The sequence below is a fragment of the Sporosarcina sp. FA9 genome (assembly GCF_051550205.1).
Classification (GTDB): domain Bacteria; phylum Bacillota; class Bacilli; order Bacillales_A; family Planococcaceae; genus Sporosarcina.
Genome location: NZ_CP188819.1, coordinates 3304808 through 3329097, shown reverse-complemented (window position 1 = coordinate 3329097; position 24290 = coordinate 3304808). Strand labels below are relative to the sequence as shown.

Sequence of the window (24290 nt, the reverse complement as noted above, 5' to 3'; positions counted from 1 at the left end):
AGGTTGATGAGTATGGGAGAATTAAAATCAGGTAATACGGCAGAATTGGAAGTATTAGATCAAGAAGGATCGCGATGGATTTTAAAAGGTGACGATGAAGATTTAATGATGAACGTTTCGGATGCGGAAGAAGATATACAAGTTGGGGATACCGTTCATGTGTTTCTATATGCAAACAGACGTGGGGAACTCACCGCTACGATGAAGATGCCAAATATGACAAACGGCACATACGGCTGGGCAAAAGTGCTTCGTATCGATGATAGGGAAGGGGTCTATGTTGATATAGGCTCCTCTTTTGAAGTACTTGTGAATGGAAATGACATGCCAAAAGTGCGTGCACTTTGGCCGAAAATTGGTGATGAGCTTTATATGACGCTCAGGACTGATTTGGGCGGACAAATTTTCGGAAGACTTGCGACTGAAGAACGTGTCATTGAGCAAATCACGGAAGCAACTCCTGCATTGTTAAATAGGAATCTAAAAGCAAGAGCATACCGGTTACTACCTGTAGGTTCGTTCATGTTGAGTATTCCTGAGAATTACCGTATCTTCATTCACAATTCAGAACAGGAAAGAGAACCACGTTTAGGTCAATTAATGGATGTTCGTATTATTGGAAATCGTGACGACGGAACTGTAAATGGCTCCATGCTTCCACGAAAAGAAGAGCGTCTTGACGATGATGCTGAAAAAATCTTCGCTTATTTAAATGAAATAGGTGGGCGTATGCCGTTTTGGGATAAATCATCTCCTGAAGAAATCAAAGAGATTTTTGATATGAGTAAAGCAGCATTTAAGCGTGCCCTTGGAACATTAATGAGAGAAGGAAAAGTAACGCAAAATGATGGCTGGACAACACAAGTTTAAAGTAAAGTAGAAACCTTTTCTGTTTTGAAACGTACTTATTTATAGAAGAAGGAGGTATGTTCATGAAACGAATATTAATAATGGCTGTGATTGCAGTTTTTTCAATAGGCCTCTTTTCCCCTATTGTAACGAAGGCGGATAAGGTAGTTGATGAGAGACTTGGTGTGCCAATTGTTGCTTATGGTGCAAACTTATCTGATGCTGAAAAGGAAAGCGTGAAAAAAAGCCTTGAAGTTGATAAAGAGGCGGAAGTTGAAGAAATCTCTGTCAGTGGAACGGATCTTGCGAAGTATATAAAAGATTCTGATGATAAAGCAAGAATGTATTCATCGGCTAAAATTACAAGACAAGATGCAGGTAAAGGGCTTGTTATTCAAATCGTAACACCGGATAACATTACACAAGTTACGGCTGATATATATGCGAATGCTGCATTAACTGCAGGTGTTGAAGATGCAATTATCGAAATTGCATCACCGAAAAAAGTGACGGGACACTCCGCGCTTGTTGGTATTTATAAGGCATATGAGCAGTCTGGTGAAACGCTGGATACGGAGCGTACAGATGTTGCAAATGATGAGATGAATCTTGCGACGAAGTTTGCGGATAGTGTTGATAGCGATAAAGTATCAGAGCTTTTAACAGAAATTAAGAAACAAATAGCAGAGAAGAATCCTGCGACAAAAGAAGATGTTGAGAAGATTGTAAGTGAACAGTTAGAGAAACTAGATATACAGCTCAGTGAAGCAGATCGTCAGTTGTTGATTGATTTAATGGATCGTATTCGCAGTTTGGATATTGATTTTAGCAAGTTGTCTACGCAACTTTCTGAGATGAGCGATAAGATTCGTGATAAAATCGGTGAAATTGATCCCGGTTTCTGGCAGAAGGTTGAAGAGTTTTTTGCTAGTCTTTTAGATTCTGTGAAGTCATGGTTTAAGTAAAAACAGGAGAATCCCGCTTGATTGTGGGGTTCTTTTTTTCACTTTTTTTGTATAAGTGAAATTGTGTTGTGGTTTCTAATGATGAGTGCTTACCAAGACCGCTTGGCGCTTGGCGATGGCCTTACGGCGCCTGCAGGATGCAGGTGTGCAGCCTTTGCCGCATGGACGAATAGGGCTACGGTACTTTCGTAGTCCGCTTTGGCGCTCTTTGGCTGCCTTTCATTTAGTGTCGCTTCTACGCTGGATTGGGATTCATCGTTGTGTGTTGTGTTAATGCTTGAATCGGATTGATTGCGGATAGAAAAGTGTGGTGATAAGATTAAAGTACCTTGAATTCAAGTCATTATAGAGAGGGGATTTATTATGAAATTGGGCGGAATACACCATGTTTCAGCAATTACGAGTGACGCGGAAAGAAATCATGACTTTTTTACACGTGTTCTTGGAATGAGATTTGTTAAAAAAACAGTAAACCAGGATTCACCATCTTCTTATCATCTCTTTTATGCAGATGCGGTAGGAACTCCGGGTACGGATATGACTTATTTTGATATATCAAACGCAGGGCGCACAAGACCTGGTATTTCGAGCATAAGCAATACTGCTTTTCGAATACAATCAGAAGAGGCTTTGGTATTTTGGAAGCAACGCTTTGAATCATTAGGAGTGGAGCATGATACTATTGTTGAGCGATTTAATCGTCAAACCCTTACCTTCCAAGATGATGAAGGTTCTAGGCTTATGCTTGTTGTCGACGACGGTAAGGGAATCCCGTATGGTGTTCCTTGGGAAACTGAAGAGATTTCAGCGAAGTATTCCATCGTTGGTCTTGGACCCGTAATGCTGACTGTTGACCGGGCGGACTCTACAGCTGAAGTATTAACAGATGTGCTTAACTTTACAGAGGTTGGATTGTATGCATCGATTGTTGACGGCATGCCAGATATACGGGTATTTTCAACTGGTGAAGGCGGACCTGGTGGTGAAGTGCATTTGGAAACACGTGCAGATTTACCAAGAGAACGGCCTGGAAGAGGAAGTGTTCATCATGTTGCATTTCGTGTGAAAACAATGGAAGAATACGATGAATGGGAAAAACGGCTTCGTTCGAAGGGATTCCAAACGAGTGGGAAAGTCGACCGTTATTATTTCAAATCTATTTATTTTAGGGAACCAAATGGTATACTATATGAATTGGCAACCGATGAACCAGGATTTACTTCGGATGAACCACTAGAATCACTTGGTGAAACGCTTGCGCTTCCACCATTTCTTGAGGGTAGGCGTAAGGAAATCGAGGCTTCATTACGTCCAATTAACATTTAATTATATTCAGTAGGGAATTCAAAACCTATGGTGAAATGGGAAATTAATAAATAGTTTTATACAATAATTATACTGAAAAGGGGATGGAGAAATGGAATTTGAATTGGTTGATTTAGGTGGCGACGCATTTGCATTTCGCAATGAGCAAGACGGAGAAACGATAGCTGAGATTACCTGGACGATACTTGGAAATGTAATGGCAATGGATCATACATTCGTTTCTCCAGAATTGCGCGGTCAAGGTGTTGCAAAAGAATTGTTGGATTGCGCAGCAACTTATGCTCGAAAAAATGAATTAAAAATGGAACCTATTTGTTCATATGTTGTGACTGCTTTTGAGCGCTACAGTGAATACGATGATTTAAAAGTATAATGAAAAGGCAGTCCATAGACGGATTGCCTTTTTAATTTTAAACTTTCAGTAGATTAAACTTCTACAATAATGAAACTTAAATTCTTTTGAATCGTATAGTTGATATAGTAAAAAAAGAAAGAGGTGCAAGTAATGAGTCGAACTGCAGAAAAAACATTAGCAATAATTAGTGCTGTTTTTACAGGTATAGCGATAATCATAAGCTTTGCTGGATTATCAATTTATAAAATAGCTCAAGCAGATCCAAACTTCCATAATGATATAGAGAGCGACTTATTGAGTGATCCAACAATCGGATTGGACGAAACTGCATTAATACTTAGTATTATTGATCTTTTCGGAGTATTTATTTGGGCGATCATTTTGGGACTTATAATTAGTTTCATTTTAACGATTGTTGGTATTATAGTTATTTGGAAGAATAAAAGACCGAAATTAGCTGGAATATTACTTATTATTGCGGGCTTACTTGCGGGTGTTCTTTCACTCACATCAATTCTCCTGTATATTGCCGGAATCCTATGCTTAACGAGGAAACCACCTAATTTAGAAAAGACGATTTATCAAAATAATAATGAGGATTCAAATGCAATGCGACCTTTGTAATGACTTTCCATAATGCAAAAATGCTTTCCACGGCGTTAGGCTGGGAAAGCATTTTAATATTACTTAATAGGATAGTGCATTATTAGTGATTTTAAGAACATATTGAGCGGTTTTTACTGGATGGCCTTCAAAGAATTCATCGAATATGTCAAGTAGTTCAAATCCTAGTTTCTCATAAAAGGCCCGACCAATTTGATTTTGACCATCGACGTAAACGAAAAGTTGCTCTGCGTCCAATAATAGTGAAAGAGTGCATTCGAAAAGTTTTTGTCCGTAGCCTGATTTTTGATAAGTGGGTAAGATATACATTGCCGTAAGCTCGGAGTCACCGTCTGTATCTTTTTTGGTGAAATTTGCAAAGCCGATAGGTATGCCTTCATGTTCAGCAATAAGAACGATTGTTTTTTCCATACGCATTAGCATCATGGCATCCGAATAAACCCGGTCAATAAATGCAGTCTGTATGTTTTCAGGAATAATGCCACGATACGTCTCACTCCATGTATTGTGTAAGATATGCTGTATGTGGCGGATATCATTGGATGTCATTCGTCGAATCATTATCCCGTCACCCCAACGTTTCTTTTTGTTATCATAACAAATAAAACTAGTGAAAACTACTACCAAGTTCTAGGGGTAATCCAAGAAGAGCGTTTTTGTGAAATGCTATTCTAGGATTAATAAGTTTCTAAATGGTCTTGCCGGGGTATACTTAGACAATAAGAAAGCAATTAAAAAAATCAGGAGGTAATTTTTCATGGCTCGTAAAAAGAATAATAGTATCTTAGTTGCAACATTAGCTGCTGGTGCATATGCGTATTTCAGTAAAAAAGAGAATCGCGATAAGGCGCAGGTTGCTTTTAGTAATATGAAAACAAAAGTCGACTCATTTATTAAATCACAACAATTAAATCGTTCATCTGAAACGAATGCTGGACATCCAGATCCGTATGATACAAGCGATAATAATATGGTAAGTGAAGGTGCTCAGACGAGTGTTCACTATTATAACCAAGAAGTAGAAGATAATAATACTGAAAAAACAGATGGTCTTTACAATAAAATAGAAACAGAAGAATTCACAAAGTGAAATGACAGTCAGGATTCATAAAACATGAGTTATGGAAACAAGGTGCCTTTACAATGGGTACCTTTTTTTAATTGGGGTTTATAATATGTTGATAAGTGGGTATAGTGAGTAGTGTTGAAAATTCAACTACAAATAAAAGCTTACGTTGAACAGGGGTTACTATTATGGAGAAAAACGGAATCATTGAGAAAACTATTTCAATAAATGAATTAATAAATCTTAATGAACATCAAACAAATAATCTGAATAAAGAAAGTTTCTTTACAACAGAAGAGAAATTACTGGAACACTTATTTAAGTTGGAGAAGGCAGAAGCGCAAAGGAATTTACGAACGCAAGTTGCTAGTATGATGGAATATCCAGTGATTGAAGCATTTTCACATATAAAATATTATTTCATAGCACTTTCATCGATTGTAGCAAGACGTTTAGAAAAAATGATTTTATCGCCTAGTAAAGCTTTCGATTTTAATAGTACATGTATTATATTGATTGAAAATAAGCTTAAACCAACTATTATTATGGAGTTTGCAGATGAACTAATTGAATTTTATTCGTATATTCTTACTGGGAAAAAGAATCCCAAAATGAAACATCACACAGTGAACGATGTGATTCAATATATAAATTCAGAAATTGAATCATTTCTGACTGTCGAAGGTATCGCAAAGAACCTTGACATTAGTACTAGTCATCTCTCTCGAATATTTCGTGAGCATACCAAATTAACGCTTGTAGAATACATAAATATTAGAAAGATAGAAAAATCACAGTATTATCTACGCTTCACTGACAAAAAGATTTACGATATATCGGATCAATTCCACTTTTGCAATCAAAGTTATTTCACCCGTATTTTCAAGCAGTATTCTGGACAAACGCCCAAAAAATTTCGAAGTAATCCGTCTGTTGAATACTTCCGTTATTTACTACCTGGAGAAGAAATGTAATTCTTCGACAGACATTGATTGTAAAGTCATGCCCATTTGGGGTATACTTTTCAATAGTTTGAATGGGTGAAGGTGAATTTATTGAAGAAGAGAATCGGCTTAGTAACGATGTTAATGACAACGGCAATCTTTTTAAGTGGTTGTGCAGGTGTTCAGAATAAAGAAGGTAAATTTTACGATTTCTTCGTGAGGCCGATGGAGTGGTTGCTAAAGTATTTTAGTGATCAATTTAACGGAAGTTACGGACTTTCCATAATAATTATTACAGTCTTAATCCGGTTGCTTCTAATGCCGTTTATGCTGAAAAATTATAAGTCGCAACAAACGATGAAAATCAAAATGGATGCTCTTCGACCAGAAATGGAAGACATTCAAAAACAAGTTAAAGAAGCTAAGGAAACAGGCGAAAAAGAAGAGCAAATGAGACTCCAACAAGAAATGATGGGGCTTTATAAGAAGCACGGAGTCAATCCCGTAAATATGGGATGTCTACCACTTGTTATTCAGATGCCGATTATTATGGGCTTGTATTTTGCAATCCTTTATTCACCAGATGCGGTAAAAGATTATCAGTTTCTGTGGTTTAAACTTGGCGAACCCGATATGATTATGATGTTGGTTGCGGGAGCTGTATATTTTGTCCAGGCACGTGTTTCTTTATGGACAATGCCGGAACAACAAAAAAAGCAGATGAAAATGTTCATCTACTTATCACCAATTATGATTATGTTTATTTCGTTTAAAGCAATGGCGGCTCTACCTCTTTATTGGGCGGTTGGCGGTTTCTTACTAATTATACAGACGTATCTTGGAAGAAAGCTGTATTACAAGGAACCAGAACCTGTAGTTGAAGGCGCTGAAGTAATAGAAACGAAAGACGTAAAAGAGTCGAAAACTACTCCAAATCTACAAAAAAAGACTGATAAAAAAGATCCGAAAACGAAATAAAAAACAAAGAAGCTAGAGAGAAATCTCTAGCTTCTTTGTTTTTTTGGTTGCATTTTGTGTAGTCCTAATTTTCATCTGGATTAAAATTAGGACGCCCTTCGGTAAATGAAAACCAAAGAGCGTCCTATTTATCTAATACGAAAAATGTTTCCGAGTTGTTAGGACGATAATGATTGCTGGGATAGTACAAGAAATCATACCGAGAAATGCCAATTGCGGTGAGATATCATATAATCTACCGCCAATAAATGTTAATATGGCAATGCTCAGGCTCATTGCAAAGGCTGCATACATCCCTTGTGCGGCCGGTATAAGATTGCTAGGCAACTTGTCGGAAATGAACCGTATGAATGCGAAGTGGGCTACACCGAACGATACCGCGTGTAATAACTGGCTTGCAATGAAAACAGATGTAAAAGGAAACAAAAAGATGAGTATCCAACGGACTGTTGAGCCGATTCCGGCAATTAGAAACATTGTAGAAACTTTCACATTAGCCAAGAAACGATCGGCTTGTGTGAAAAACACGATTTCAAGCAGTACCGCAACATTTAATATAATCCCGATGTAAAAGCTATTCACATTTAGGTCATCTAAAAAGATATAACCATAATTATAGTAAGAGGCGTGTGCTCCTTGCAGTAAAATGGCTAAAATCAAAACAATAACAAACGGCTTTGAAGAAATAAGTTCTTTAAATTCCGTTCCGCGTTTCGTTGAATTAATTTTTAAAGGTTCTTTTTTCAATGAAACCGGTGCTGGACGTGTTGAGAACAATGTAGTTGCCATTAAACCTAAAATCATTAGATAAAGAATGGCTCTTTCATCCCAAATAGCAGTTGCTGCACCGACAATTAGTAGTGCTACTGTATATCCTATGGATCCAAAAGAACGACTACGCCCATAATGGATACGATCAGTCTGCATTAGAATTGAAGCGCCGCTTTCTACTGTAGGTAGAATAATTGGATAGAAAGTGCTGAAAACCATTGTAATTATTAACAGTGCAATGAATGATGAACTGGGAATATATATAACCGTAAGTACAAGAGAAATAAAGGACAACCATTTCATTATGCGAATAAGTGACATTCGTTTAGTAAGATAAGGAAATAGAAGAAATGTGGAAAATGACCTCACAATCATTCCTGCTCCCATAACTACGCTTGCCTGCGTTACAGATAATCCCTTCTCAATCGTTAACCAGCCGGTCCAGTAGGGAAGAAAGATTCCCCATGTAAAGAAAAAGGCGAGAAAGCTAACGGATAGCCATCGTTGGTTATTCATCTTTTGCATCCCCGCAATCATAGAATAGTATTGTAAAATTAAATGATAGCACAGCAAGACTGTAAAGAAAAATGATGATAGACTAAAAGATGGTTACTTAAATAGGCAATTTGCGAAAAGGAATGAAACAATTTGAAGAAAAAACGAAAAAACAAACATAAATTCCGATCAACTAAAAAGAAAAGTAGTAAAAAACTAACGATGGTACTTTTTATTACAGCTTTACTTATGACGGGACTTGTTGTTTGGGTAGCGATAAACGATTGGGATGTTGAAAAAAGCTTTGGAGAAATCAGCATAAAGTTGGGTCTTGTTGAAAATGAGACAGTCGAACCGGAAACAGAACCGGAAGTAGAAATACCTTTAGACGTCGAAGATAATCCTGAAGATTTAGATGAAGACCTACCCGGAGAAGAACCAGTTATCTCTGATGATGATGAAGATCCGGAGCCTTCACCAGTTGTGGATGGCGGAGGTTATATCGAAGGACAGGAATTACCCTTACAACCGACCTATATAAAAAACGTTCTAATTGCGAATAAAACGTATCCGCTTCCGGCAACATTTGCTCCAGGTGAAAGTAAAGAAGCGCGTGAAATGTTCGATAAAATGGCAGCAGAGGCGGCGCTATCAGGATATAAATTAACGGCGTTTAGTACGTATCGGTCTTTCGAATACCAAACCGGTCTTTATAAACGATATGCCGATAAAGAAGGTCCAGAAAAAGCGGATCAGTATAGTGCACGGCCGGGTTACTCAGAACATCAGACAGGTCTTGCATTCGATATTGGAGAAGTGAATCAGGAAAAGATTTGGTTAACAGCAGAGTTTGGGGAGTCTTCGGCTGGAAAATGGCTTGCCGAAAATGCACACAGATACGGTTTTATTATGCGTTATCCTTTGGGAAAAGAGAACATTACAGGGTATATGTATGAATCCTGGCATTTTCGCTATGTAGGGGAAAGTATTGCAAGTGAAATATACGCAACAAAAGGTACACTTGAAGAGTACTTAGAAAGTTGAAGAAATAAAAGAAAAGGAACGTCTCTAGTACTGAGACGTTCCTTTTCCTATTCATTTATAAAATTGGTGAAACAAGGCGAGAAATCGATTCCTTAATTTTAATCATACGCGAACGATCATTATACATTTCAAGTGTTAATTCTGAAGAAAGACGCATATCCTGCTCGAAAAGCTCCGCTAACTCATGCGACTTTTCTCGGTCATAGATGAAAGCGTTGATTTCAAAATTGAGCTTAAAACTTCTTACATCAATATTTGCAGTTCCAACTGTCGATAATTCATCATCAACAACAATTTGCTTTGTATGAAGAAAACCATTCTCATAAATATAAACTTTAGCTCCTGCTTTTAGTAGGTAACCAATATTGGAATATGTTGCCCAGTAAACAAACATGTGGTCAGGTTTGTTTGGAATCATTATTCGTACATCGACACCGGATAGACAAGCGATTCGAAGTGCATCTAAAAAACTAACGTCTGGAATGAAGTATGGAGTCTGAATATAAATGTACTTTCTTGCTATAAAAATCATCTTTAAATAGCCGTCCTTAATTTGTTCCCATTCTGAATCAGGACCGCTTGAAACAATCTGCATACCGACCTCCCCTTTTCTAGGGATTACCGGAAAATAACGATCCGCATACTCAATGTCGTGGTCTGCAGATGCTTGGTTCCAATCGAGGATGAATCGTGTCTGTAACGGATGCAGTGCACTTCCTTCTATCCTTAAGTGTGTGTCTCGCCAATAACCGAACTTTTTATTATGTCCTAGATATTCGTCGCCAACATTAAAACCGCCGATGTAACCAATTCGGCCATCAATCACAACGATTTTTCGATGGTTTCTATAATTCAATCGGGTATTAATAAGAGGTAAAATAGATGGGAAAAATGATTCCACTTCACCACCGTGTTCGATAAGTTCTTTGAAATGCCGTTTGTAAAGAGTTCTAGAACCAATATCGTCGAATAAAACACGGACTTTTACACCTGCTTTTGCTTTTCGAATAAGAACGTCTAATATACGATTACCAAGTATATCCAACCTAATAATGTAGTATTGGAAGTGTATATGATCTTTTGCCGATTCTAAATCATCAATGAGTGCATCAAATTTCGCTTTACCATCATTAAAGATTTGAACAGCATTGTCCTGCGTTAAGACGGCATGGTTATTTCTTAAATGAAGATAAATCATATCTTTATAGTGTTCCGTATCGTCCAGTTGAAAATCCAATGTACCGTTCTCAATCGCCTCAATCTGGTAATCAATGAGCTGATTGATCCCTATCCGGCTTCGACCTTCCCACCTAAACAAATGCTTTTGTCTTAAACGTCTCCCGAATAGAAGGTAAATAATAAAACCAAATACGGGGATGAAGAATAGGACAAGAAGCCATGACCAAGTAGATGTAGCATCCCGCCGCTCAAGAAAAATTAGTGCAATGGCAAGAAATATATTTAAAAATATAATGCCTGTTATAGTGAAACTAATTAAAGTTGTCATGGTCGCCTCCTAAAGTAATTATCTATACGGCTAGTATACCTTATTGCTAAGGTGATATTGGGGTTTACACATTTACTCAACTTCAATACCTACTTGACTGATAGGAATTATGGGCATAGTATAGGGAATGTGTTTATATATATGCTTAGAGGAGGATAAAAGTGTGAGTTCACCATTGGTTTTATTAAATATCGTAGGATTGCTCCTACTTGTTAGTGTTCTATTTTTGATGCACCGAAAAAAGGTTGCGTTTTCGAAGCGAGTATTTACGGGTCTAGGCCTTGGGATTATCTATGGTCTTATTTTACATTATACTTACGGAACGGAATCCGCCGTGTTAAAAGACTCAATGCCTTGGTTTAATTTGATAGGTGTTGGTTACGTCAAACTTCTTCAGATGATTGTTATGCCACTTGTATTCATTTCAATTCTTGCGGCATTTACAAAAGTGACAATTGGAAAGAACTTTGGGAAAATGGCTGGAATTATTTTAGGCATGCTCGTTGGAACAACGGCAATTGCTGCAGTTGTTGGGATAGCTGCTTCACTTCTTTTTGGACTTGATGCAACGGAAATCGTGCAAGGCGAGGCAGAAGTTTCACGGGGGATTTCCATCGAAGAGCGTTCAGTTGGGGTTGCAGATAAAGCTCTTCCCGAACAACTTATTGATCTTCTTCCAGCAAATCCATTTTTAGACTTTACAGGAGCGCGTCCGACATCAACGATCGGGGTTGTTATTTTCGCGGCATTTCTTGGTTTCGCATATCTTGCCCTTTCACGTAAGGAACCTGAAAATGCAGCAACTGTGAAAAAGGGAATCGATGCAATTTATTCGCTAATAATGGGAATCGTGCGGATTGTTTTACGTTTAACGCCTTATGGAATTTTGGCAATCATTGCACGGACGGTCGCGACATCCGACTTCGGGGCGATTTATAATTTAGGGAAGTTCGTTCTTGCTTCTTATGTAGCGCTTGCCGTGATGTTCGGTATTCACTTAATCATTATCACGCTTTCGGGTCTGAACCCAATTACGTATGTGAAAAAAGCGGGGGACGCACTTCTATTCGCCTTCTCGTCACGCTCAAGTGCAGGAACGCTTCCTTTAAACATTGATGCACAGACGAATCGTTTAGGTGTTCCGGAAGGGATTGCAAATTTCGCGGGATCATTTGGATTAACGATTGGTCAAAATGGATGTGCGGGAATCTATCCGGCAATGCTAGCGGTGATGATTGCTCCAACGGTTGGTCAAAATCCACTTGAACCGTCATTTTTGATTACGTTAATTGTGATTGTTGCGATCAGTTCATTCGGAGTTGCCGGTGTTGGTGGGGGAGCTACGTTCGCCGCAATTCTCGTTCTTTCGGCTTTGAATCTCCCAGTCGCACTTGCGGGACTTCTTATTTCTGTCGAACCATTAATTGACATGGGTCGTACTGCAGTGAACGTTAGTGGGTCAATGACCGCGGGTGTGACAACGGCTCGCCTGACAGGAGAACTGGATACGGAAATGTACAACGACATGAATGAAAAACAAACAGTTGAAGCCTAATCATATGAAATGAAAAATCCGCGGTCGACATTAGTGTCCACTGCGGATTTTTTCATATGTTTCATTAATGAAATCTTTATAAGGTGTATGGGGCATCGGTAAAATATTGTCATATGCTAATTTAGCGTGCACTAGGGCTTTTTTTTGATTTCCAAGTGCTACATAAGATAGAGCCATATATGCATCGGCTTCATATAGGACTGCTAAATCGAATGGATGATTGAAATATACGGGAATTTCCATTTTTTCTAATTCAACAAGTGCAGATTCAAATTTATTTAATCCGAAAAGAGCCTTTCCTTTTTCGAGATGGTAGAAAGTTTCGTGTACTTTACCTAATTGATACTTAGTATTATAATCTTCTATTAAATCTAAAGCTTTTTCGTGGGATTTTTCATAGGAATTTAAATAGTGAACTTCTATGAATTTCGTGAAGAAAACTGCTTCTATGTCATCGGTGAACTCCCCATACAATGTGATTTTTTTAACATAGTATTTAATCTTTTCTTCATCCCGCACCATCATCGCATGAAATGCTGCAAGTCTGTATAAGTGATCTATTCGATAAAAAACTTGTTTCGCCCTAGAAAACTCAATCCCACTTTCCATTACCCTCAAAGCATCTTTTGAGTTGCCTACCGCAAAATGAAAAACAGCTTCCGTATAATCAAAATCCAATCGGGTCATTGGGTCTATGAATGTATGTTGCTTTTCGATTTCAGATCGTTCTTTTAGTAATATGTTAAGTGCGCTATTATAGTCGTATTCCGTAAACTTAACCGTTGCACGAAATATTCCTATGCTTGCACGTCTTGGAATTATATTCATTTGTTCATAAATAAGAGCGGCTCTATCGGAATATACTTGCCACCCATCCTTTTTTTCATAATGTAGTGTACGGCTATATAGTTCCAACAAACGGGCAGCTTCGTAGCCCTGGGTCAATTTTGGTGCAAATGGTTCAATTACCGCAATAAGTTGTTCGTGCTCGTCTAACAATTCATCAAACTTGGTATAATAAAGTTTTTCAACTTGTGCTAAAATCTCACGAAGTTCTCTGCTACTCACTTCTTCAAGTAACTCAGACACTTCAACACCAAGACGTTTCGCTATATAGGTAAGACTTTCCATTGATGGATTGGCCTTGTTATTTTCAATTAAACTGAGCATGCCTTTTGTTAACTCACTTCCGGCTAATGCCTCCAATGTGAATTTCTGTTGTTTTCTTAGTTTCCGAATTCGTTCACCTAATGTTTCTATGTGGCACACCTCCAAAGGTTTTAGTATATAGTTTAATTGTATTAAACTTTCGCTTGTAATGGAAGTAATAACGTGTTATTGTTTGTTTAATCTAATTAAACTTTGGTAAAAGGGGTGTTGTTTATGGAAGATGTATTAAAGCTTAAACGAGCGACGTATCACTTGTGGACATTCGCGACAAGCAAAATTATTTCTTCGTTTGGGGCACAGGTATATGCGTTTGCAATTAGTTTCTATATTTTACAAATGACTGGATCCGCCACAAGCTTTGCAACAAATCTTATATGTAACATATTGCCGCGGACGCTAATTGCGCCATTTGCAGGGTATGTTGCGGATAATTATTCTCGGAAGACGATCGTTATCACGGCTCAAATCGCGACAACTTTGGCGATAGGGGGACTTCTTGCGGTGAGTTTGACTTCGGGTCTTTCTCTATTCGCAATTTATACGACAACATGTGTATTGTCTATTACATCGCAGTTTTCCGGTGTGGCATTCACATCTTCTATTACGGGTCTTGTGGATGAAACAAGAATTCAAAAGGCAATGTCATTGAACCAAATGTCGATTTCATTCGCGGCAATCGGCAGCCCCGCAGTAGGCGGTTTGTTATATGGAACTGTGCCAATGCCCGTATTCCTTATTATGTACATGACCGCTTCGGTTCTGGCAGTCATTTTAGAATCAACTATGAATTTCAAGTTATTTGCAAAACGAAAAGAAGTTGTTGTAGGAGAACCGAAAGAAACAATGTTGCAAAGTATGAAAGCAGGTCTTGATTATTTGCGACTGCAACCTGTCCTAATGGCAATCATTTGGGTATCTCTATTCATTAATTTCTTGTTTGGTGCTTTTATGGTAGGTTATTCATTTATTCTAATTGAAAAAATGAAAATGGCGCCGGAACACTTTGGGATAACAGAAGGGTCATTTGCTGTCGGGATGCTCCTTATGTCGATTTATTTATCGGTAAGAAAAGAATTTAAGTATGCGCTTCTTGTAGGGAAACGTGGGATTATCGGAATGGGTGTACTTATGGCAGGAATCGCATTGCCGCTAATGATTAACATGCCTTATTACGGGATGTTTGCCTACTATGGAACGCTTATGTTCGTTTTTGGATTAACGATGATTATTGCGAATACGCCAATGCAAGTGATGATGCAAAAAATGATTGACGACGATTACAAAGGACGTGTGTTTTCGATTCTTGAAACAATGGCTATGGCACTCATGCCGCTCGGTATGGTTATTTATGGATTCTTATATGACATAATTCCTGCACAGTGGATCCTAATCGTGTCGAGTTTGATGCTAATCGGAGTTGTTCTCATACTAGCTAGACCGTCCGTTATCCGGAAAGCGCATCCAGAGCTTGGGGAAGAGAAAGCGGTGAAAGTGGAAACAGTATCTGAACAGTAGTAACGGAGATGTAGTAATGGAAAAGTTTTTTGAAGAAATCGTTTATATGATGAACAGTGATTATGCGGGTTGCGATAATCCGGAATACTACCTTATAGAAGGTGCAGAAGTTAAGCGATGAAAAACAACTTTCATTGACCAACATATTTTCTTTAAGATAACTGATTCATAGGCTGAAAAACCAAAAGTCCGAGGGTTTCGGATCCAGCGTTTTGAAGAACGTCTTTATGTTATGGATGTTGATTCGGAACAACGCTTGAAGCCTGGTATGTATTTCGTGTCACTTGGAGGACATAGCCCGATTGTGCGTTATGTCCTCTCAATTGCATCGGATGTCCGCTCAATCCGGTGATGTCCTCTCTTTTCTATGGAATGTCCTCTGAATCCAATGATGTCCTCTCTTTTTCATGGAATGTCCTCGCAATCTTGCGTTATGTCCTCCCAATTGCATAGGATGTCCGCTGAATCCGGTTATGCCCTCTCTTTTCCATGGATTGTCCTCTGAATCGTTGCATATGTCCTCCCAATTGCGCAGGATGTCCGCTCAATCGCACGGGGTGTCTACCATCTGTAGTATTGTAAATTTGGAAGTATAAAAAAACAGTTCGTTACCTAGACCAAAAAGATTTGGTTCTAAGGACGAACTGCCTTTGTAGTAGATTAAACCATTTTTTTACGATTCAACAGTTGATTTCAAATTTCTTAATGATTTATCGGATTTCCTAAACGCGAAAATCAAACCAATGGACAACACTGCAAGAATTGCAGATAAGAAATACATATTGCCGGCTTCTTTCGTGAAAATCCATGTAAACAGCAGTGGACCAATGATACGCCCCATATTATCCATGGAATAGGTCACTCCGGCGGCTGTTCCGTATTTTCCACCAGATTCTTTCGTAGTTAATGAAACAAGGACGGTCCGTGCCAATGCATTTCCGCCTGTGAAAACACTAAGTGCGACGCCAGCCCAAAAAAGATTTGTGGTAAACGGAATGAGTAGAAGTCCGATTGCTGTGACAATTTGAGCGCCGATGATCCACTTCGTTTCGGTTCCGTTTTTCACACGACGAACAACTCCGCCCTGTATGGCTGCATCGACAAAACCGCTTGCCATAAATAAATAACCGAGCTGAAGTGGCGTAATCTTAATTTGATTGATTTGGAAAAGTTGGAATGTGGCCTCAAGTCCTGCAAGAAGAAAAGTCACCATAAATGAAAAAAGGAATAAATAGCGAATCCGGTATGTCCATAATGTAGAGGCGCCTTTTGGAATGAGGGCACGTTTATTTCCTTCATTACGGCGTTCAGGTTCTTTCAAAATAATGCTCGCATAGACAAGGAGAAGCAAGGTCAAAACACCGGATGCCAAGTATGGAAGTTGTAGATTGTAATCTCCTAAAATACCCCCAATTGCAGGCCCGAAAATAAAGCCAAGACCAATCGACATACCAAGCAGCCCCATGTATTTGTTACGATTTTCCTCATCCGTCATGTCTGCAACAAATCCGGTAACGGCAGTATATAGTGCGCCCGAGAAGAAACCACCAACGACTCGCGATACATAGAGTAGCGTAAGACTTTCGATGAATAGTGCAAAAAGGAAGAAGCTAAGACTGAAGCCTATGAGTCCGACCAGAATGAGTTTTTTCCTACCAGTCCGATCTGACAATACTCCCCAGAGTGGTGCTGTGAAAAACGAAGAAAGTGCATATACAGTTAAAAGTCCACCAACGTGAACTTCGGAAAATCCTTGATCCAGTATTACTTCTGGAAGAATGGGAATAACAATGCCGAATCCAAGATATACAAAAAACTGGACCGACATTAGAAGTAGTATCGCTTTTTTCATAATCCAACCTACTTTCAACAAATAGTACTGTTTACATAATACTATTCTTACCACAATCCACCAAATATAAAGGTTTTACCTACGGATTTTGAAAACTTCGCAATAAGCTAACTTCGAACTTCAACCGAAAAAGTCGATTCCCTCTTCAGAGTATCGGCTCATTAATACGATTTTTGGTTATTGACAATTCATTCTATTTATGTTCAATGAAAAATAGCGCACACTTACTTTTTAGGGGATGTCAAGGGGTTAGATTTTCACTTAATTGAATAAAAACGAAGAGTAAAGGCGATATTGTAACATAAATGTAAGATTTGAGACGTGATAAAAGTGGTATAGTAGAAAGTATAAGAATAGTTACATGTTCAATCATACAATAAGTAATAGCAACTGTTGAATTTCGTTTTAAGATTTAGGAAAGGTCGAGGTGTAAAAGATGGCTAAAGAAGTTGATTTGAAAAGCATCATCTCTAACTTGGCGAAGTTAGGTGTTTCGGCTACATTGACGAAGTCGCGTCTAGAAATGCTGAAAGCCCTTGCCCCGCCTTTACATGACCCGCATCTACAATCATAAGAGAAATAAAAGTCTCAAGCGAATTCCTCGCTCGAGACTTTTTTGTGTTCTTATGCCTGTCGTGGCTGAACAGGTGCTTCCGCTTTTGTGACGTCTAGTCTCCAGCACCTAGCCACTCGGGTCATAAGCCATTTCGCTTATGTGGCTGAAGTACGCCACTTCAGCGAACCGTCTTATGCCTGTCGTGGCTGAACAGGTGCTTCCGCTTTTGTGATCAGTCGTCATCTTCACCGAACATGTACGTTCGGTGGTGGAATTTCATGCTGAAAATAAGCCCTATGGCGAGCATATTACTCATAAGCGAACTTCCTCCGTAACTAATAAATGGAAGTGGAATTCCTGTGATTGGAAGCAATTGAATCGTCATTCCAATATTTTCGAAGACGTGAAATGTAATCATCGCAATGATACCGGTACACACATACATACTAAAAGGATCCTTCAGTTCAAGTGCGACTTTCGTTAAATGGTAAATTAGGATGAAATACAGGCTGATGACAAGACTAGAACCGATGAAGCCATATTCTTCACCAATTACACTAAAAATAAAGTCGGTATGGTTTTCAGGGACATACACTTCTCGACCGTGAAAACCTTTGCCGGTCATACCACCCGAACCAATTGCTGTAATTGAGGTAATTAAATGCAAGCCCTCATTTGACGGATACGAATAAGGATCGAGCCACGAATAAACTCTCTTGAACATATAAGGGTCAAAACCAAGTTTGTCCTGCATGAAGTCTTGTGCATATACCGCTGCCCAAAGCAAGGTCGCTCCAATCGCGGCACCACTGAAGAACAACGGTAGGATGATTCTCCAAGAAATTCCCGCGACAAGAATGATAGCCGCTGTAATTGCGATCAAGACGATTGAAGTTCCAAGATCCGGTTGCTGCGCGATAAAGCCAAGCGGGACAATAAGCACAAGGATAATTTTTCCGAGCAGCATAAAGTCTGTTTTTAGAGTCTTTATTTCAAATTTCTCATGATGTTTGGTAACTAACTTTGCCATTCCTAAAATGAAGAAAGTCTTAATGAATTCGGATGGTTGTATTCTCCCTATATAAGGGAAGTTAAGCCATCTCTTCACGTTGTTATGTATCTCGCCAATTTGGTCTTTTCCACCTGGAGCAAAATATAGAAAAACAAGAAGAAATATACCGAAACCGTATAAATACCATGCCATTTTTTTATAATGATCCGGTTCAAAATACATTGTAAATGCAACGATGAAAATGCTTACGGCATACCAGCGGAGTTGTTTAATGACAAAATTCGTGCCGTATTGGTCAGAAGTTTGACCGGATGCAATAGCGAACAGGCTAATAATGCAAAATAGTAATAGAATGAAAGCGAGTGTCCAATCGAAGCGGTCAGCAGGCTTATTCGGGAGTTTCATAATAATCTAATCACCTTTGATTTAATATGTGGATATCTTCTTTAAGTATCTATTATATCGTAACATAGACGTGCTTGCCTATGCAGAAGTTGCTATTATATATGCGACATAGTATTTATTTTTCGTGTATTCATTCATGTATTTGGTTGTCACGTGGTAAACTGAAGTACTTGAAAATATAATGGATAGTGAGGGGAAATTATGAAAAAGCGGTTGGGTTTAATTTATGGAGGCAAGTCAGCAGAACATGAAGTGTCATTATCCACTGCAAGAGCGGTTACTAAGGCAGTTGATTTTGACCGTTTTGAAGTCATCCCAGTCTATATTACATACGACGGGGAATGGAGAAAAGGTCAGTCACTTGAACGTCCGATTAATAATATTGAAGATCTTCGTCTTAAAAGCGACGGTACTCATAAACCAGATAGTATTCACGACTTTTTGAATGAAAGCTCTGGTACTCTAGATGTTGTTTTTCCACTTTTACACGGAACAAACGGGGAAGATGGAACTGTTCAGGGACTTTTGGAAGTGATGAATATTCCTTACGTTGGAAATGGTGTTCTTGCATCATCTGCCGGAATGGATAAAGTTGTTATGAAACAATTATTTGCACAAGTTGGACTGAGCCAAGTGGCGTACGTTCATTTCATTCGAAGCGAGTGGAATGCGAACAGTGCACAGCTCATTGGACAAATGGAGAAGGAATTAGAATATCCAATGTTCGTTAAGCCGGCTAATCTTGGTTCAAGTGTGGGTATTAGTAAAGCTGTGGATGAAAAAGGTTTAACAAAAGCTATTGAATTAGCACTTAAATTCGACCGTAGAATTATCGTTGAGCAAGGTGTTACGGCACGTGAAATTGAAATGGGTGTAATGGGCAATGACCATCCAAAATGTTCGGTTGCGGGTGAAATTAAACCAGTGACTGAGTTTTACGATTATGAAGCAAAGTATAGCGATGGAAATACAGTCCTAGTGATTCCGGCAGAAGTACCTGAAGAAGTAAGAGAAAAGATGATGGAAATGTCTATTAAAGCCTATAAAGTGTTGGATTGTTCAGGACTTGTAAGGTCGGACTTTTTCGTAGATGAAAATGACGAAGTGCTTATAAATGAAGTGAATACAATGCCGGGGTTTACACCAACAAGTATGTTCCCACTTTTATGGCAGAAAACAGGTGTTACGTATCCTGAGTTAATTAACGAACTCATTGAACTTGCGTTTGAAAGACATGCAGAAAAACAACAAATACAATATACAATGGATTGAGTGTGATCTCGAGTGAAACAAAAGTTAACGGACATCGCGGCTTGGATACAAGCCAAAGGGCAACAAATGGATGGCATTATCGTACATGGTGCTTCAATTGATTCCCGGACGGTAAAAGAAGGTGACTTATTCATCCCATTTCGAGGAGAACAAGTTAACGGCCATAAATATGTTGAACAAGCGATAGAAGAAGGTGCAGTTGCATCACTATGGATGAAAGATGAACCGAATCCACCAGTACATCTACCTTTAATTTTTGTGGATGATCCTGAGCTTGCATTGCAAGAGATTGCCCGTACTTATAGAGGAATACTTGATTGTAAAGTTATCGGAATTACAGGCTCAAATGGAAAAACATCGACAAAAGATCTTATTGCAAGTGTATTGTCTCCTTACTATAAAGTTCGGAAAACAGTAGGCAATTATAATAATGAACTTGGATTGCCACTAACAATATTATCCTTAGACGAAGATACAGAATTTGCAGTCCTCGAAATGGGGATGAGTAACTTCGGTGAAATTTCATTTCTCTCAAAACTAGCAAGACCACATTATGTCGTCATTACGAACATTGGAGAAGCACATTTACAAGATCTTGGTTCACGTGAAGGAATCGCAAAGGCGAAGTTTGAAATTGTTGATGGACTTGTTCCAGGCGGAAAGCTTTTCTACGATGGAGATGAAATCCTTTTAAAGGAATTCATTAGCCAAACGACAGGCATTGAACTTTTTTCGTTCGGTAAGGATGATAAAAATGCATTGTGTTATCAATTCGTTCAATCGGTTGAAAACGGAAGCTTGTTTACGACAGCGGGGATCCTTGAAAACGAATTTATGATTCCTGTATATGGTTCGCATCAAGTGAAAAATACATTAGCAGCAATTTTGTTGGCAGATCAAATAGGATTGAGTGCAGAAGATATTCAAAAAGCATTAAGTAAAGCGACACTTACAGATATGCGAATGCAACCATTGCTTTCAGAAAACGGTGTTCTTTTTATAAATGATGCGTATAATTCAGCCCCAACTTCTTTGAATGCAGCACTCAATTTCATTAGTGAAACAGAGTTGCGAAGTAAGAAGTGGGTAATTCTTGGAGATATGCTCGAACTTGGTGAAAACGAACAAACATATCATGAATCATTTGCGGGTAAATTGATGGCGATGAATCTTGAGGGTGTTTTGTTATACGGGACACTTATGGAATCTCTATATAATGAACTGCAAAAATGCGGGGCAAAAATGAATCTTGTTTGGTCGAAAGATAATTTCGAGCCAATTACGGATGTTATCCATAAATATGCGGATGAAAAGTCCGTTGTATTACTTAAAGGTTCGCGTGGGTTGGAACTTGAAAATATGCTTGGAATAATGATGGGGAAAGTGGATAAGATATGAGAACCGGTGTGTTATTTATTCACGGTTTTACAGGTGCACCCTTTGAAGTACAGCCATTCGTGAATTTCATGAAAAGAGAAACAGATTGGGTAATTGCGGTGCCAACATTACCGGGTCATGGCATTACATTAAGCTTAGGTAAAGCAACTGCTGAATCGTGGATGATGGAAGCGGAACTTGCAATGAGGAAACTACAAGCGGAAGTCGACCGTGTCGTTGTGGTCGGATTTTCGATGGGTGGACTCATTGCGATGTATCTTTCCCTTCGCTATCCTGTCGCTAAGTTGGTTTTGCTAAGTGCAGCTGCGAAATATATAAGTCCGCGCAATCTTCTTGGCGATATGGGAATTATGTTGAAGGAATCCATAACAAAAAACTATTCGCCAAACACGTTTTACCATTTATATAATTACAAACTGACAAATACACCGCCACAAGCAACTATTGAGTTTTTACGAATTGTTAAAATGGTCGAACCCTATTACGGCCTTATTACAGCGCCGGTCTGTATTGTCCAAGGTGCTAAAGATGGGATTGTACCATTTTCTACCGCCGACCATCTTTTTAAAGTTTTAGGTTCATCAGAAAAAGAATTAATCAGATCGGATTACGGAAAACACCATATTTGCTATAGCGATGACAGCGAGGAATGGTTTGCAAAAGTGTTGGAATTCATTAAAAAGCAATAGATGGACATTAAAGTGTAGAGAAGTAAATTAATACTGAAGCATAATGATTGCAGGGAACGATTATCCATGTTATAATGTTAAAAGCATTGGATACATTTCACGGGACTCTTCAAAAATAGAAGAGTACTTTTTTTTGAATAAAACGGTTTGATTATACTAATTTGGACGAATGTTCATCGATCGAACCGCTCGGCAAAAACCGGGCTTTCCTTTTCACCCATAACCTCTACTTTTAGAGAATGCAAAATATCGGAAACGTTCCCTTTCATGGCTCGAATTTGCCGCGCTTTCATTTGCAAATGTAACCAATTGTCAAATGAGGAAAAAGGAGATTGAAAAATTTTGACTAAGTTTTCAGAACTACCAATCAGTGAATCAATACAACGTTCTTTAGCCCGTATGGGGTTTGAAGAAGCTACACCAATCCAAGAAGGTACAGTTAAGTTTGGAATGGAAGGCAAAGATATTATCGGACAAGCACAAACAGGAACAGGTAAAACAACAGCATTTGGTATACCGATCATTGAAAAGATTGATACAAGTAATCCGGCAGTACAAGCACTTGTTATTGCCCCTACACGTGAGTTAGCAATTCAAGTTTCAGAAGAAATATATAGAATTGGTAACGACAAACGTGCAAAAGTATTAGCGGTATACGGCGGACAGGAAATTGGTCGTCAAATTCGCGCATTACGCAATAATCCACAAATTGTCGTTGGTACTCCAGGACGTCTGCTTGACCACATTAAGCGTAAAACATTGAAGCTTGATAATGTTCAAACACTAGTACTTGATGAAGCTGATGAGATGTTGAATATGGGATTCATTGAAGACATTAACACAATTATGTCGAGTGTTCCGGATAGCCGTCAAACACTTCTGTTCTCTGCTACAATGCCGGGTCCAATCCGCAAAATTGCAGAAACATTCATGAAGAACCCAGAAATTGTTAAAATCCAGTCGAAAGCTATGACTGTTGAAAATATCGATCAATATTTCGTGAAAGCACAAGAACGTGAAAAATTTGATGTTCTAACACGTATTTTGAATGTTCAACAACCGGACCTTGCAATTGTTTTTGGTCGGACAAAACGTCGTGTGGATGAAGTTTCACATGCACTTACAATTCGCGGTTATACAGCTGAGGGAATTCACGGCGACTTAACACAAGCGAAGCGTATGTCTGTTCTTCGTCAATTTAAAGAAGGTAAAATTGACATTCTAGTTGCAACGGATGTTGCGGCACGTGGTTTGGATATTTCAGGAGTTACACACGTTTACAACTTTGATATTCCTCAAGACCCGGAAAGCTATGTTCACCGTGTTGGACGTACAGGCCGTGCAGGAAAAAGTGGTGTAGCAGTTACTTTTGTTACTCCAAGAGAATTGGGATACTTACGCATCGTTGAAGATACAACGAAAAAACGTATGACACCTCTTATTCCACCATCTTCGGATGAGGCACTTATTGGTCAACAACGTTTAGCTGTTGAGCAACTTTCTGAAATTGTTGATAAAAACGGACTAAATGATTACACGCAACTTGCAGCTGAAATGTTGAAAAAGTATGACGCTACGGATATCGTTGCGGCGGCTCTTAAAAACATGACGCGCGAACCAAGTGATACTCCAATTTCACTTTCAGAAGAACGTCCTTTACCATCAAGAAGATCTGGTGGAGGCGGCGGTGGCGGACGCGGAGGTTACAAAGGTAATCGTAGCTCAGGCGGCGGTCGTCCATCTACTGGCGGACGTGGCGGAAGTCGTCCTGGTGGTGGATCGTCATCATCGTCATCACCTGCTCGTGGCGGATCACGCCGAGGTCGCGAAGGCGGCGGAAGCAGTGCTGGTGGTAGCAGAGGCGCTAGTCGCTCACGCAAACCAGAATAATTTAAATTTTAAAGAGTCAAGAATTGCTTAGGCATTCTTGGCTTTTTTTTTA

At 38.9% G+C, this 24290-nt stretch carries 22 protein-coding genes; 16 read left to right on the top strand and 6 right to left on the bottom strand.

Features of this window, described 5'->3' with window-relative positions:
• Window positions 1–12: 12 nt before the first annotated feature.
• The 5 genes from ACP8HH_RS17000 (at window position 13) to ACP8HH_RS16980 (ending at window position 4119) form a co-directional block, all read left to right on the top strand.
• Window positions 13–870 carry a CvfB family protein gene (locus tag ACP8HH_RS17000; protein WP_438313317.1) on the top strand — a complete coding sequence of 286 codons (858 nt, stop codon included), beginning with the start codon at window positions 13–15 and terminating at the stop codon, window positions 868–870.
• 80 nt (window positions 871–950) lie between these two features.
• Window positions 951–1814 (top strand): DUF1002 domain-containing protein, encoded by an 864-nt coding sequence (locus ACP8HH_RS16995; protein ID WP_438319233.1) that lies wholly within the window; start codon window positions 951–953, stop codon window positions 1812–1814.
• Between the two features lie 363 nt (window positions 1815–2177).
• Entirely contained in the window at window positions 2178–3140 is a 963-nt protein-coding gene (locus tag ACP8HH_RS16990; protein WP_438313315.1) for a ring-cleaving dioxygenase, read from the top strand.
• A 91-nt stretch (window positions 3141–3231) separates the two neighbouring features.
• Complete coding sequence (locus ACP8HH_RS16985) at window positions 3232–3513, top strand: GNAT family N-acetyltransferase (protein WP_438313313.1); 282 nt, start codon at window positions 3232–3234, stop codon at window positions 3511–3513.
• Window positions 3514–3645: 132 nt separating this feature from the next.
• Entirely contained in the window at window positions 3646–4119 is a 474-nt protein-coding gene (locus ACP8HH_RS16980) for a DUF4064 domain-containing protein (RefSeq protein ID WP_438313312.1), read from the top strand.
• Window positions 4120–4182: 63 nt separating this feature from the next.
• Here ACP8HH_RS16980 and ACP8HH_RS16975 read toward each other — a convergent pair whose 3' ends face one another.
• Entirely contained in the window at window positions 4183–4680 is a 498-nt protein-coding gene (locus tag ACP8HH_RS16975; protein ID WP_438313310.1) for an N-acetyltransferase family protein, read from the bottom strand.
• A gap of 196 nt (window positions 4681–4876) precedes the next feature.
• Between ACP8HH_RS16975 and ACP8HH_RS16970 the strand changes: the two genes are divergently transcribed.
• The 3 genes from ACP8HH_RS16970 to yidC all read left to right on the top strand — a co-directional run bounded on the left by ACP8HH_RS16970 (window position 4877) and on the right by yidC (window position 7107).
• Window positions 4877–5209: a hypothetical protein gene (locus ACP8HH_RS16970; RefSeq protein WP_438313308.1), complete on the top strand. Its 333-nt coding sequence runs from the start codon at window positions 4877–4879 to the stop codon at window positions 5207–5209.
• A gap of 164 nt (window positions 5210–5373) precedes the next feature.
• On the top strand, window positions 5374–6159 hold the full coding sequence (locus ACP8HH_RS16965) for a helix-turn-helix transcriptional regulator (RefSeq protein ID WP_438313307.1): 786 nt from the start codon (window positions 5374–5376) through the stop codon (window positions 6157–6159).
• 81 nt (window positions 6160–6240) lie between these two features.
• A complete protein-coding gene (yidC, locus tag ACP8HH_RS16960; RefSeq protein WP_438313305.1) occupies window positions 6241–7107 on the top strand; it encodes a membrane protein insertase YidC in 867 nt (288 codons plus the stop codon).
• Window positions 7108–7239: 132 nt separating this feature from the next.
• Here yidC and ACP8HH_RS16955 read toward each other — a convergent pair whose 3' ends face one another.
• Window positions 7240–8394 (bottom strand): MFS transporter, encoded by a 1155-nt coding sequence (locus ACP8HH_RS16955; protein ID WP_438313303.1) that lies wholly within the window; start codon window positions 8392–8394, stop codon window positions 7240–7242.
• 132 nt (window positions 8395–8526) lie between these two features.
• Between ACP8HH_RS16955 and ACP8HH_RS16950 the strand changes: the two genes are divergently transcribed.
• Window positions 8527–9417 carry a M15 family metallopeptidase gene (locus ACP8HH_RS16950; protein WP_438313301.1) on the top strand — a complete coding sequence of 297 codons (891 nt, stop codon included), beginning with the start codon at window positions 8527–8529 and terminating at the stop codon, window positions 9415–9417.
• Window positions 9418–9472: 55 nt separating this feature from the next.
• Here ACP8HH_RS16950 and cls read toward each other — a convergent pair whose 3' ends face one another.
• Window positions 9473–10924: a cardiolipin synthase gene (cls, locus tag ACP8HH_RS16945; RefSeq protein WP_438313299.1), complete on the bottom strand. Its 1452-nt coding sequence runs from the start codon at window positions 10922–10924 to the stop codon at window positions 9473–9475.
• 163 nt (window positions 10925–11087) lie between these two features.
• Between cls and ACP8HH_RS16940 the strand changes: the two genes are divergently transcribed.
• Complete coding sequence (locus tag ACP8HH_RS16940) at window positions 11088–12479, top strand: L-cystine transporter (protein ID WP_438313297.1); 1392 nt, start codon at window positions 11088–11090, stop codon at window positions 12477–12479.
• Between the two features lie 30 nt (window positions 12480–12509).
• Here the strand turns inward: ACP8HH_RS16940 and ACP8HH_RS16935 are convergent, their stop codons facing one another.
• Entirely contained in the window at window positions 12510–13748 is a 1239-nt protein-coding gene (locus ACP8HH_RS16935; RefSeq protein ID WP_438313295.1) for a helix-turn-helix domain-containing protein, read from the bottom strand.
• Between the two features lie 114 nt (window positions 13749–13862).
• On the opposite strand from ACP8HH_RS16935, the gene ACP8HH_RS16930 reads away from it, so the two are divergent.
• On the top strand, window positions 13863–15164 hold the full coding sequence (locus tag ACP8HH_RS16930; RefSeq protein ID WP_438313293.1) for an MFS transporter: 1302 nt from the start codon (window positions 13863–13865) through the stop codon (window positions 15162–15164).
• Between the two features lie 673 nt (window positions 15165–15837).
• Here the strand turns inward: ACP8HH_RS16930 and ACP8HH_RS16925 are convergent.
• The gene (locus tag ACP8HH_RS16925; RefSeq protein ID WP_438313291.1) at window positions 15838–17016 is read right to left on the bottom strand and encodes an MFS transporter; all 1179 of its coding nucleotides are present in this window, start codon (window positions 17014–17016) and stop codon (window positions 15838–15840) included.
• A 436-nt stretch (window positions 17017–17452) separates the two neighbouring features.
• Here ACP8HH_RS16925 and ACP8HH_RS16920 point away from each other — a divergent pair, with 436 nt between their 5' ends.
• Window positions 17453–17590 carry an Lmo0850 family protein gene (locus ACP8HH_RS16920; RefSeq protein ID WP_381536372.1) on the top strand — a complete coding sequence of 46 codons (138 nt, stop codon included), beginning with the start codon at window positions 17453–17455 and terminating at the stop codon, window positions 17588–17590.
• Window positions 17591–17804: 214 nt separating this feature from the next.
• Here ACP8HH_RS16920 and ACP8HH_RS16915 read toward each other — a convergent pair whose 3' ends face one another.
• Window positions 17805–18989, bottom strand: a complete 1185-nt coding sequence (locus tag ACP8HH_RS16915; RefSeq protein ID WP_438313289.1) for an FtsW/RodA/SpoVE family cell cycle protein — start codon at window positions 18987–18989, stop codon at window positions 17805–17807.
• A 201-nt stretch (window positions 18990–19190) separates the two neighbouring features.
• On the opposite strand from ACP8HH_RS16915, the gene ACP8HH_RS16910 reads away from it, so the two are divergent.
• From ACP8HH_RS16910 to ACP8HH_RS16895, 4 genes are all read left to right on the top strand, one after another.
• Window positions 19191–20261 carry a D-alanine--D-alanine ligase gene (locus tag ACP8HH_RS16910; protein WP_438313287.1) on the top strand — a complete coding sequence of 357 codons (1071 nt, stop codon included), beginning with the start codon at window positions 19191–19193 and terminating at the stop codon, window positions 20259–20261.
• A 12-nt stretch (window positions 20262–20273) separates the two neighbouring features.
• On the top strand, window positions 20274–21659 hold the full coding sequence (locus ACP8HH_RS16905) for a UDP-N-acetylmuramoyl-tripeptide--D-alanyl-D-alanine ligase (RefSeq protein ID WP_438313285.1): 1386 nt from the start codon (window positions 20274–20276) through the stop codon (window positions 21657–21659).
• Window positions 21656–22348 (top strand): alpha/beta hydrolase, encoded by a 693-nt coding sequence (locus tag ACP8HH_RS16900; RefSeq protein WP_438313284.1) that lies wholly within the window; start codon window positions 21656–21658, stop codon window positions 22346–22348. The genes ACP8HH_RS16905 and ACP8HH_RS16900 overlap by 4 nt, the downstream gene beginning before the upstream one ends.
• Window positions 22349–22690: 342 nt before the next feature.
• A complete protein-coding gene (locus tag ACP8HH_RS16895) occupies window positions 22691–24238 on the top strand; it encodes a DEAD/DEAH box helicase (protein WP_438313283.1) in 1548 nt (515 codons plus the stop codon).
• Window positions 24239–24290: the final 52 nt, after the last annotated feature.

Coding starts and splice junctions, on each gene's coding strand:
- ACP8HH_RS16910 (WP_438313287.1), top strand. CDS start 19,191: ATGAAAAAGCGGTTGGGTTTAATTTATGGAGGCAAGTCAGCAGAACAT.
- ACP8HH_RS16930 (WP_438313293.1), top strand. CDS start 13,863: ATGGAAGATGTATTAAAGCTTAAACGAGCGACGTATCACTTGTGGACA.
- ACP8HH_RS16980 (WP_438313312.1), top strand. CDS start 3,646: ATGAGTCGAACTGCAGAAAAAACATTAGCAATAATTAGTGCTGTTTTT.
- ACP8HH_RS16965 (WP_438313307.1), top strand. CDS start 5,374: ATGGAGAAAAACGGAATCATTGAGAAAACTATTTCAATAAATGAATTA.
- ACP8HH_RS16970 (WP_438313308.1), top strand. CDS start 4,877: ATGGCTCGTAAAAAGAATAATAGTATCTTAGTTGCAACATTAGCTGCT.
- ACP8HH_RS17000 (WP_438313317.1), top strand. CDS start 13: ATGGGAGAATTAAAATCAGGTAATACGGCAGAATTGGAAGTATTAGAT.
- ACP8HH_RS16975 (WP_438313310.1), bottom strand. CDS start 4,680: ATGATTCGACGAATGACATCCAATGATATCCGCCACATACAGCATATC.
- ACP8HH_RS16990 (WP_438313315.1), top strand. CDS start 2,178: ATGAAATTGGGCGGAATACACCATGTTTCAGCAATTACGAGTGACGCG.
- ACP8HH_RS16995 (WP_438319233.1), top strand. CDS start 951: ATGGCTGTGATTGCAGTTTTTTCAATAGGCCTCTTTTCCCCTATTGTA.
- cls (WP_438313299.1), bottom strand. CDS start 10,924: ATGACAACTTTAATTAGTTTCACTATAACAGGCATTATATTTTTAAAT.
- ACP8HH_RS16985 (WP_438313313.1), top strand. CDS start 3,232: ATGGAATTTGAATTGGTTGATTTAGGTGGCGACGCATTTGCATTTCGC.
- ACP8HH_RS16915 (WP_438313289.1), bottom strand. CDS start 18,989: ATGAAACTCCCGAATAAGCCTGCTGACCGCTTCGATTGGACACTCGCT.
- ACP8HH_RS16920 (WP_381536372.1), top strand. CDS start 17,453: ATGGCTAAAGAAGTTGATTTGAAAAGCATCATCTCTAACTTGGCGAAG.
- ACP8HH_RS16925 (WP_438313291.1), bottom strand. CDS start 17,016: ATGAAAAAAGCGATACTACTTCTAATGTCGGTCCAGTTTTTTGTATAT.
- ACP8HH_RS16955 (WP_438313303.1), bottom strand. CDS start 8,394: ATGAATAACCAACGATGGCTATCCGTTAGCTTTCTCGCCTTTTTCTTT.
- ACP8HH_RS16900 (WP_438313284.1), top strand. CDS start 21,656: ATGAGAACCGGTGTGTTATTTATTCACGGTTTTACAGGTGCACCCTTT.